Source organism: Mesorhizobium sp. WSM4308 (genome assembly GCF_002294905.1).
Lineage (GTDB): Bacteria > Pseudomonadota > Alphaproteobacteria > Rhizobiales > Rhizobiaceae > Mesorhizobium.
Genome location: NZ_NSFW01000023.1, coordinates 126,355 through 136,070 on the forward strand (window position 1 = coordinate 126,355; position 9,716 = coordinate 136,070).

At 61.7% G+C, this 9,716-nt stretch carries 7 protein-coding genes; 1 reads left to right on the plus strand and 6 read right to left on the minus strand.

The features are described 5' to 3' along the window. Positions 1-53: 53 nt before the first annotated feature. From CK227_RS32230 to CK227_RS32245, 4 genes are read right to left on the minus strand one after another with little or no spacing between them, the layout of a single operon-like run. Entirely contained in the window at positions 54-1,607 is a 1,554-nt protein-coding gene (locus CK227_RS32230; RefSeq protein WP_179296553.1) for an AMP-binding protein, read from the minus strand. Beyond that, on the minus strand, positions 1,597-3,624 hold the full coding sequence (asnB, locus tag CK227_RS32235) for an asparagine synthase (glutamine-hydrolyzing) (RefSeq protein WP_095775545.1): 2,028 nt from the start codon (positions 3,622-3,624) through the stop codon (positions 1,597-1,599). Before asnB ends, CK227_RS32230 begins: the two co-directional genes overlap by 11 nt. 6 nt (positions 3,625-3,630) lie before the next feature. After that, positions 3,631-4,605, minus strand: coding sequence for an NAD(+) synthase (gene nadE / locus CK227_RS32240; RefSeq protein ID WP_095775546.1), 975 nt, complete (start codon positions 4,603-4,605; stop codon positions 3,631-3,633). Beyond that, positions 4,602-7,358: an AMP-binding protein gene (locus CK227_RS32245; protein WP_095775547.1), complete on the minus strand. Its 2,757-nt coding sequence runs from the start codon at positions 7,356-7,358 to the stop codon at positions 4,602-4,604. The genes nadE and CK227_RS32245 overlap by 4 nt, the downstream gene beginning before the upstream one ends. Positions 7,359-7,674: 316 nt before the next feature. On the opposite strand from CK227_RS32245, the gene CK227_RS32250 reads away from it, so the two are divergent. Further along, a complete protein-coding gene (locus CK227_RS32250) occupies positions 7,675-8,400 on the plus strand; it encodes an AAA family ATPase (protein WP_095775548.1) in 726 nt (241 codons plus the stop codon). Positions 8,401-8,528: 128 nt separating this feature from the next. On the opposite strand, the gene CK227_RS32255 is transcribed toward CK227_RS32250, so the two are convergent. Together CK227_RS32255 and CK227_RS32260 are read right to left on the minus strand one after the other, a co-directional pair. Beyond that, entirely contained in the window at positions 8,529-8,741 is a 213-nt protein-coding gene (locus CK227_RS32255) for a DUF768 domain-containing protein (protein WP_095775549.1), read from the minus strand. A gap of 95 nt (positions 8,742-8,836) precedes the next feature. After that, the coding region (locus tag CK227_RS32260) for a calcium-binding protein (protein ID WP_143750389.1) at positions 8,837-9,716 on the minus strand (880 nt) is incomplete at its 5' end.

Genomic DNA, 9,716 nt, shown 5'->3' on the forward strand with positions numbered 1-9,716 from the left:
ATTCGCCCTCTGTAAGACACAATAAAATAAGCGACCTCGTCCCCGCGCCCACCTCATGACAGGGCCGTTTTCTTGAGTTTGCCGGTATCCGTCATCGGTAGGCTGGCCACGACGACGATGGACTTCGGAACCATGAAGTTTTCCAGTCGTTTCTGGCACTCCATCTGCAGCTGTTTTTCGCCGATGGTTCTTCCATTCTCCATCACGACAAACGCCTTAACCGCCTGCCCAAGGAGTTCGTCGGGAACACCGATGACCGCTGCTTCCCGGACGCCGGGAATATCCATAAGGACGTTCTCCACTTCCTTCGGCGCCACCTTCTCGCCTCGCGATTTTATGATCTCGTCACCGCGGCTGACGAAGTAGAGGTAGCCCTCCGCGTCCATCCGGCAGTAGTCGCCGGTATATAGGACCTGCTCGCCGGGCAACGGGCCGGGTTTGAGCTTCCTGGCCGTCGCTTCGGGCTTGCCCCAGTAGCCCTTCATGACTGTCGCGCCGCGAATGACGAGCTGGCCAACGACGCCGGGGCCGACCCTTCTGTCATGTTCGTCGACGATCCACATTTCCGTATTCGGGATCGCGATCCCGACGCTCAACGGCTTTCGCGCGAGATCCTCCGGCGGCAAATAGGTGCAACGCTTGCATTCGGTGAGGCCGTACATCGAATAGATGCGTGCGCTCGAAAACAGCTCCCGAAGCATGAGAATATGCTTGAGGGGCAGGGCCGCCGCGGTGTTCGTGACGTAGCGAATGCTTGAGAAATCCTGGTCCTTGAGGGACTTGAGCTCGGAGAGTGCCGCAAAGATGGTCGGCACGCCGGAGAAACCCGTAACCCCCTCTTGCCTGATCAGCCCAAGGACCTGCGCCGGGAAGGCGAACGAACGTTCGAGCACCAGCCGGGCGCCGGTGCGAAACGCCATGACCATCTGGTACAGGCCGTAATCGAAGGCGAGGGGTAGGACATTGAGGATCACCTCGTCCTCTGCAAGCTCGAGGTAGGAAGCGATCGACGCGCACGCGGTCATCATGTTCCTGTGCGTCAGCATCACGCCCTTGGGTTCGCCCGTCGAGCCGGACGTGTAGATGATGGCGGCAAGATCGATATCGATGCAGCGCCGCGCCGGCGGCGCGTCGCCGGCGGCGACCGCGATGTCCCAGCGTATGGCTTGCGGCAATCGGGAGAGCTCGTCATCATCGATCGATCCGGAAACGATCGTCCGCAGAAGTGACGGGCAGCTGCGCGCCGGTTCGCGGAAGATCGAGTGCAGATGCGCGTCGGTGATCAGCGCCGCCGGTAGGCAGTCGTTGAGCAGATAATCAAGCTTGTCGCTCTTGGTCAGCGGGTTGACGATGCACACCACCGCATTCGCCTTGAGTACAGCCCAGAAGCTCACCACCGTCTCGACCGTGTTGTCGGCGAAGATCATCACGCGGTCGCCGCGCGCGACCCCTGATGCGACCAAATCCGTGGCGATTGCATTGGCGCGTGCCTCGAGCTCGCCATAGGTGACACGTTGCTTGCCGCACACCAGCGCTACCTTGTCGCCGAGCCGGCCGGCGGAGTGGGCGAGGTAGTCATGCAGCAGGGGTACGGCATCATGCAACATGCAAGCGCTCCTCCCGATGTTCGCGGTCGACGTCGACGCTGAGCCCACGCACGTGTGTTGCACCGGGACAGCTCGCGACAAACTGCTGGTGCAGGAGCTGGGTCGACAGCACGCCGACAAGCGCCATGTTGTCGGCATTGGAAAGATCACCGTCACCGGTCCTGGCCTGGCACTTGCCGAGCAGGCGTGTGACCGAAGCCGGATCGAAAACATTCGCCTTGCGTATCGCCGTCTCCGAAAGCGCTTCGCGAATGTATTCAGGTGCGGCGTCGTCAGCGAAGCAAAGCGCATTGGGCGCCCGGAATGGCTGCTTCTTGCGGGTTACGATCTCGGAGGGCACGATCGGCTCCGCCACGCGTTTCAGCACGTGCTTCTCATCCAGGACACGCAGCTTGTAGGAAGGCGGAAGTGAATTCGCGAGCCTCACAAGTTCATCGTCGAGGAACGGAAAGCGCCCCTCGACGGAGTGAGCCATCAGCATCCTGTCGCCCTGCGAGGAAAGCAGATAGCCCGACATCAACGTCTGGACCTCGAGATACTGGTCCTGCGCAAGAGGGCTCCAGCGCGAAAACGCCGCGGGCAGACTGCCAAGCAACTCCGACACGGCGCCGCGGCGCTGGGAATCGGCGCGCAGATCCGCGGAGAACAGGCGCTTGATGGCGCCGGTGCTGCGCCAGCGCGTGTCATGGGCAAAGCCGGGCGCGTCATGCGCCTCGATCCCGCGTCCGAAGAACTGGCGCGCCATCGCTTGCTGTTGCACCGGCGAGCGGGTGAGATACGGGTAAAGACGCTCGAGGAGGCGTGAGCGTCGTGTCGACGCCGGCTGGCGTCCCCAGAATCGGCGGACCTTGGCTTCACGGAACAGGTCGTAGCCGGCGAACATTTCGTCGGCACCTTCGCCGGTCAGCACGACCTTGATGCCACGCTCGCGCACCAGCCTCGATAGCAGGAACAGCGGCGCCGGGGCGGTCCTCAGTATCGGGCGCTCGGTATGGTAGATCACCTCAGGAAAGATTGCCGCGATATCGCCGCGCGAAACCACCACCTCATGGTGCTCGCTGCCGGTTGCTTCGGCAACCAGGCGCTGGAAGCGGGTCTCGTCATATTCGGCGTCGGCAAAACGCAAGGAGAAGGTCTGGAAGCGTCGGCCGGCGAAGCGCCTTCCCAGTGTCGCCACAAGCGAGCTGTCCAGTCCTCCCGACAGGTAACACCCGACAGGCACGTCGGCGCGCACCATTCGGAGTGCCGTCGCGGCCTCGAGGGCGTCACGCACGCGGTCCACCGCGTCATCGCACGACCCGCTGAACTCGCCGTGCTGCGCTCCGATATTCTCGGGGTAGGAAGGCTGCCAAAACACCTGCTCGCGAACGGTGCCATCCTGGTAGATGCGGACATGCCCCGGTACGAGCTCGTGGATTCCCTGAAATACCCCTTGCGGTGGAACGACAGTCCAGAGCGTGAAAGTCTGATCGAGGCCGGCAGGATCAAACGCGCGAGGGATGGCTGGATCGGCTGCGAAAATGGCCTTCACTTCACTGGCGAAATAAAGGCGGCCCGCATGCTCGCAAAAATGCAGGGGGCAAATGCCGAACCGGTCGCGCGACAAGACGAGACGACCTGCTATTGAGTCCCAGATTGCGATTGCCCATTGGCCGTTCATCCGCTCGAAGGCCGCTTCGCCCCATGCGCGATACGCATGCAGCGCGACCTCCGTGTCGCTGCGGGTCCGGAAGCGGTGGCCAAGCGCAATCAGCTTTTCCCGCAGCTCGACATAGTTGAATATCTCGCCGTTGAACACGATCCAGGTCGTATCGCCTGTGTCCGCAAGCGGCTGCTGGCCGCTGGAAAGGTCGACGACGGACAGGCGGGCATGCGCCAGCCCCGCACGCTTGTCGCGGTAAAGGCCGCGCTCGTCCGGCCCGCGATGCGCCAGCGTGCCCACCATCCGCATCAGCGCCTCGCGTGAAGGAGAAGCCGCCGCGGCGTTCAGGGTCACAATTCCAGCGATGCCGCACATTCCCGGTCAATCCTCCACGGAGAGCAAAGGCCGCGCGTGAAGATAGTGGGCGGCCCGCCGTTTCGCGTCGATGTCCTTGAAGACTTTCTGCAGCTGCGGCTCGGTGAGGCCGGCAACCGCCGCGACCTCATCGCTGGCGATCCCATGGTTTAGGCCGTAGAGGCATAAATCCATCAGATGATAGGGCAGCGCGAAGTAGAACTCCTCCTGGCTTTGCGCCATGGAGAATGTGTCGGTGGTCGGTGCCCGCTGGCGGATTTCCTCGTCCACCCCGAGATATTCCGCGAGCTGATAAACCTGGGTTTTGTAAAGGTGGACGATCGGCATCACGTCGGCGGTTCCGTCGCCCTGCTTGACGAAAAACCCCTGGTCGTACTCCAAACGGTTTGGTGTCCCCGCAACCGCGTATTTGAGGCGGTCGGCGTGGTAGTATTCCGTCATCTTGCGCAGACGCTGCTTATAGTTGGTTGCGGCGACGATCTGCAGATAGGCGGCAGGCGACAGACGCACCGTGTCGACCTTGCCCTCCGGATCCTGGACGGTGAGCCGGGTGATGTTGAGGCCGTTGCTCTCGAGAACCGGTTCGATCACCAGCTTGCATTTCCAGCCGTCCCCATAGTCGGGAACGACGGTCCGGATCGCCTCGATCTGCCGACGGTAGGCGCCGACGGCTTCCACTGCCGGGCCTATGTCTTCCAGGATATTCTCAATGCCAAGCTGTGCCGCGACACGGCGGCCAAGTCTCAGGGAGTCGCCGGAGGAATCGCGCTCCGGCATGAACAGGCCCAAGACCTTGTCTTTGCCGAACGCCCGTGTGCACAGGGTCGCGACGACGGAGCTGTCGATGCCGCCGGAAAGGCCGACAACCACCCCGCGACGGCGGAGCGTGCCAAGAACCTGCTTGCGCAAGGTGTCAACGATGCGATCGACCTCCGCACGAGCATCGAGCACCAGCATGTCCTTGCTGAAGTGTGAGATCACGTCGATGACAGATCCTCCCTTTTGCGAGACTCGGCCGGGGAGTAGGTCCGCACGACGGCCGTCTCGATGAGCGGGCGGTTGGTGGCAAGATTGGGCTCTATGACAAGGTCGATGTGGTTGCCCATGATCGGAACCACGTCCAAATGCGCCAGAGCGCTTTCCCAGCCCAGGGCCCGAGGCATTCCCTCCCGACGGCATCGGAACAAGGTGCCGGAGATGGGCAGGGCCGGTTTGGGTGCCGCGAGCCACTGGAAGAAAGACCGCGCCCGCAAGACTTCCTGCAGTTCCAGTTTGGTTCTGAAGCTTGTCGGGCTGAACTCTCCCTTGCCAAAGCGGTCGAGAATCCTGGCAAGATACGCCTCGCAGCCCATGGCGACGGTGATCTTGGCAAGAGCTCGGCAAGCCATCCGGTGGGCGGATATGCGATTGGTGCGAATGCGATGGAATGTGCGGGTAAGTGTCTCCCAATGGTTGCTCGGCTCGTCCAGAAGGCTCGTATCGAGGATACCCAAAAACCTTACCGATCGACCGGCCGCCAGAAGCCGTGCCGCGACCTCGAACGCAACCGCGCCACCAAGCGAATGGCCGAGAAGTCGCACAGGGCCGTCAGGCTGGGCGCGGTCTATCTGCTCGACTGCGGCGGCAGCCATGGCGGAGAGGCTGTTATGTCCGTCCAATATCGCGGCGAGGCCAGGATACCGAATGGGGTTCACCCGGGCGACTTTGCCCATGGCGGCTGCGAACGCAGCCAGGCTCGGACCATAACCGACGGACCCCGGGAACAGGAAAAGAACCGGAGGGTGGTGCTTCTTCGCGTGTCGTTCGCCCGCCTGTGCGGAGACAACAGCCTCAACCATCTCGTCGAAGCTCATACCGACGGTGAAGGCCTCGAGGCCGAGCTCTTGCCCTATGGCGCTCTCGATCGCCATGACGCAATGCAGCAGCTGCAGCGAATCTCCCCCCGCCTCATCCCAATTTCCCACCGCAGCGCCCGTGTTGAGAACCTGCATCCACGCGTGCTGCACCACTTGCCTTGTATTCAGTTGGCCTCCTGCGGGGAGCGGTCGGGCAGCGGGCGGCTGGACGGCTGGCGCGGTCTTTCTCTCCGTACGATCCATTTCGGTGAGCGTTGCCAGGTCTACCTTACCTCCCGGCAAGCGTGGGATCTCCGCGATGGTGTGCAACCGCAAGGGACGCAGCGGCGCCGGCAACGTCGTTCTGACGAGCTGACGAAGCTCGTCGGCGAAAGCAGCCCCGGCGAAGCGCTGGGCAACCGCGAATGCGATGAGTTCCTCGGCCGGCGTCACGATTGCCACGGCATCCGCCACCGAAGGCGCGCAACGCAGGACCCGTTCGAGCTCGGCGGGCTCGACGCGTCGACCATTGATCTTGATCTGGCGCCCCTTGCGGCCGACGATGCGCAACAGGCCATCGTCGTCCAGCCGAACGAGGTCGCCCGTCGCAAAGACCCGCACACCGGGATCGTCCGGGTCCGGCCGCGCGGGAATGACGACGCCGTTCTCCCAATGACCAAGCAGAACATAGGGGCTTTTGATCAGAAGCTCTCCACTCTCGCCTGTCCCGACATCGTGTCCTGCATCGTCGACGATAGCGAATGCCATCCCGGAAAGCAGCCTGCCGACGGGGATCGATGCGTCTTGCTCCGGCCAATCCTGCGGCAGGAACCATTGCGAGCCGGTGGTCTCGGTTGACGAGTAGCCGATCTGGATCAGGCACTGGTCCGAAACGGCTTTGCGCAGCAAGGCGATGTCCGTCCACGACACCTTCTCGCCACCGATCCGTGCCACTCTGAGCGACTGGAAAGCGTCAGCAGGGGCCTCGGTCAACAGTGCCCGAAGCAGCGCCGGCACAAGATAGGCGATCGTCACACCTTCGGCTTGAACCCGAGCGCGGACAGCGCGGAGGCCGACCGCCTCCACCTCGAGAAGGTGCAATGTGGCGCCAGTCAGCAGTGCAGTAAAAATCTCCCGGCAACCGGCGATCGTGGCAGGCCCGGTCAGCGGCAGGAAAACGTCATCCGCGTTGATATGGCACGCGTCGACATATTGCCGGACGCGCCACAGCAGGCTGCGTTGGCTGTTGACGATGCCCTTGGGGCGTCCGGTGCTACCTGATGTGTAAAGCACCATTGCGGGCGCATCGACGGAAACCGAAGGGAGCTGTGGCTGCTGTGATGCCTGTTGACCGTTCGGCGCGACGCCAGCCGCAATATCGATCCATAGGACTTCCTGCGGCAAATCGATTAGGCGAACATTTCCAGCGCCTATGATGGCGCCGAGCCGTGCGGCATCCACGATCTCGATGATCCGAGAGCCCGGATCTCTCATGTTGAGCGGAACCGAAGGCCGCCCGGCCGCCATACTGGCCAGTATCGCCACGGCGTACCAGGCCGAGTTGGCCTGAAGGATTCCGACCGCCTGTCCTTCGGGAACGACGGTAGCGATACGGTGCGACAATGTCTCGACAGCCCGGAAAAGCTCGGAATAAGTCAGGCGATTGGCGCCGTCGCCGATCGCGACCTTGTCGGGATATTGCCTTGCGACGTTTCTAAGGTGATCGAAGACGGGAATGTCGGCAAACCCGGCGCCCATCCGCTGATAGGGGCGCCAGAGGGGTCCCCCTTCGTCAAGAGCGTATTCGGGAATATCTGACCATCCGCGGGTCGTCGTCGGTCGACAATCCACCCGCAGATCTTCATTCACCGCTTCAGACTGCAAATACGCTGAAGACATTCAGGGCCCCACCAAGCTGAAGGTCGACCATCACTCGCCACCGAAATCTTTTCATCAATCATTCGGATGATGCCTCGATCTTGATCAGACAGTGCTTTCCCGCTCCCGGCCTCGAAGACGTTCTCCAATTCCCCTTCGGTAACGGCCGGTCCGCCCGGAGGTCCCCGATCTTGAGACGCTTGCCAAGGGCCAATCCCGCGTGCCTCCGGCATATATGAAAGATCATTCAAATGAACGTTGGTGTGGCTCGTAATCCGGCTAAGCTTTGATACGCAGGCGAATGACTGCTTGCTCGGAGACATTTGGGTATTGCGTGATGATCATCGAGTTGTTCGGGCCGCCTGGTGCAGGGAAGACCACACTTCTTCGCGGCCTCTGCCAGGGGATGGCGAAATACGACATCAACGTGAAGACAGTGAACGGGTATCGCCTGATTGAATATGGGTCGGCCCAGGAAGACGGTCCGGAAGTTCGCCATGGCATTGGGCGCATTGGCAAAAAGATTGCCACCTCCGGCCCAGTCTTGCTGTCGACCCTGCCGAAGGATGGTGTCGCGGCGCGGCTTCTGGCGTCAATCCCACTACGAAGCCGCACATGGTCGTGGCGCATGAAGGTCGATATCGCCCTGCTGTGCGGGTCGTGGCGTCAAGCGCAGCAATCGGAAGGTTATTTCATTTTCGAAGAGGGCCTAATCCAGGCTTTATGCGCGCTGGTTGTGCTGGCGCGAAATCCAAGCATTGACGTGGTTCGTGACTGCCTGGCGTTCATGCCGCGACCAGACCTCCTTATCCAGCTCGATGCGCCGCAGGAAACATTGCGCCGCCGTCTCATGGATCGGCATGCGCAGCAACCGCTGCTGGAGGTCCTGCTGTTCGAACTCGGCGTGGACAGGGGCTTGAGGCAGGCCGATATCTCAAGGGAGATCGGCAAGTGCTTGCGCCAGGATGGATGGCCCTTGATACAAGTCAACGGTGCTGAACCTCACGACCTCGACAAGATCATCAGGCGAGCCTTGAAAGAGCACGAGACCGTCCCGGTTTGACCAAGGCGATAAGAGCCAAACCACTGGATTGGCTGGCGATCAAGGACTTGGTGGCACTCTCTTCGGCGAAGCCGTCGGCGTGTCGGCCATGGACCCGTGCGACGTTGCCAATGTAACCGGCCGCGCAATCATTTCGTGTCGCGTTGGTCGAGCACTTCAAGCATGGTGGTCAACATGCTTCCGACTTCTTCCGAGATTTCCTCGGGGCGAATTCCCGCCTTGATGGCGTCCGCCGTCACTTGCTCGGCGAGCTTCGCCGCAAGGGTCGGATCGGATCTCGAATAGGGTGGCAAATTATCCTCCACCCATTTCTGCAGGAATTCGATGCCCCGAGCGCTCATGATGGACCAACGAGCGTTGGAGCGATTTCGTTCCGCCGATATGTGTTCAAGAAAACGTCAGACCCTTGTGATCGGGGTCTGACGTTTCCCAAGGCTCACGCTACGATGAACGAGGACGCCGTCAAAGACAGATGCGGAGACAGGGTGGCAAACTGGATCTGATGTGCGCCACCCTCGCCGTCGCTGTCGAAAGACAGGGCGCCGGTCGAACTGTTGTAGATGATGTGATCGCCACTGTCGTGCGCACCCCTGCCTTGGTGGAACGCCGAGGTGGGAAGGGCGCCCGCTTGAAGGCCGGTGAACACATGGTGGTCGAGCGCGATCTTGTCCTGTGCCACGTTAAAATCGGTGATCTTGTCGACATTGCCGGTCTTGAGGGCGGCATTGAAGAAAAAGTAGTCCTTGCCCCCATTTCCCGTCAGCACGTCCTTTCCGCCACCGCCGTTGATGATGTTGCTGCCGGCATTGCCGTCTATGGTTTGGGAGAACCCGTTTCCCTTGAGGTTCATGGGCGTAGTGCCGGACTTGCTCGTGATGGCGAGGTGCTCGATCTCCGAGCCGGCCGACAGCGCGTAACTCACCGATGCCAGCACGGTATCGTTGCCGCCGCCCAACAGTTCCACCACCTTGTCGCCGACGTTGTTGACATAGTAGGTGTCGTTGTAGCCGCCACCGACCATCGTATCGGCGCCGGTGGTGCCGTGAAGCACATCCGCGCCGCCCGTGCCGTAGAAAGTGTGATCGCTGCTCGAAGGCACGGTAGTGGTTGGGGGCACCGTGCTGGTGGGCGGAGTCGTTGCGCCGGTCGAAGTTACGCTGGTGGTGCTCTGATTATGCTGAAGGAAGAGGGCCTGCAGCGCCGGCGAGTCGCCAAGCGCGGTGTCGCCCTGTTGAGAGCCCCAGGCATAGGCATAGTCGAAGGCGGGCGATGGCGCTACCTTGGCCCAGTGGTCCAGCATGGTCTGCTCCTGGGCG

Coding starts and splice junctions, on each gene's coding strand:
- CK227_RS32230 (WP_179296553.1), bottom strand. CDS start 1,607: ATGTTGCATGATGCCGTACCCCTGCTGCATGACTACCTCGCCCACTCC.
- asnB (WP_095775545.1), bottom strand. CDS start 3,624: ATGTGCGGCATCGCTGGAATTGTGACCCTGAACGCCGCGGCGGCTTCT.
- CK227_RS32245 (WP_095775547.1), bottom strand. CDS start 7,358: ATGTCTTCAGCGTATTTGCAGTCTGAAGCGGTGAATGAAGATCTGCGG.
- CK227_RS32250 (WP_095775548.1), top strand. CDS start 7,675: ATGATCATCGAGTTGTTCGGGCCGCCTGGTGCAGGGAAGACCACACTT.
- CK227_RS32255 (WP_095775549.1), bottom strand. CDS start 8,741: ATGAGCGCTCGGGGCATCGAATTCCTGCAGAAATGGGTGGAGGATAAT.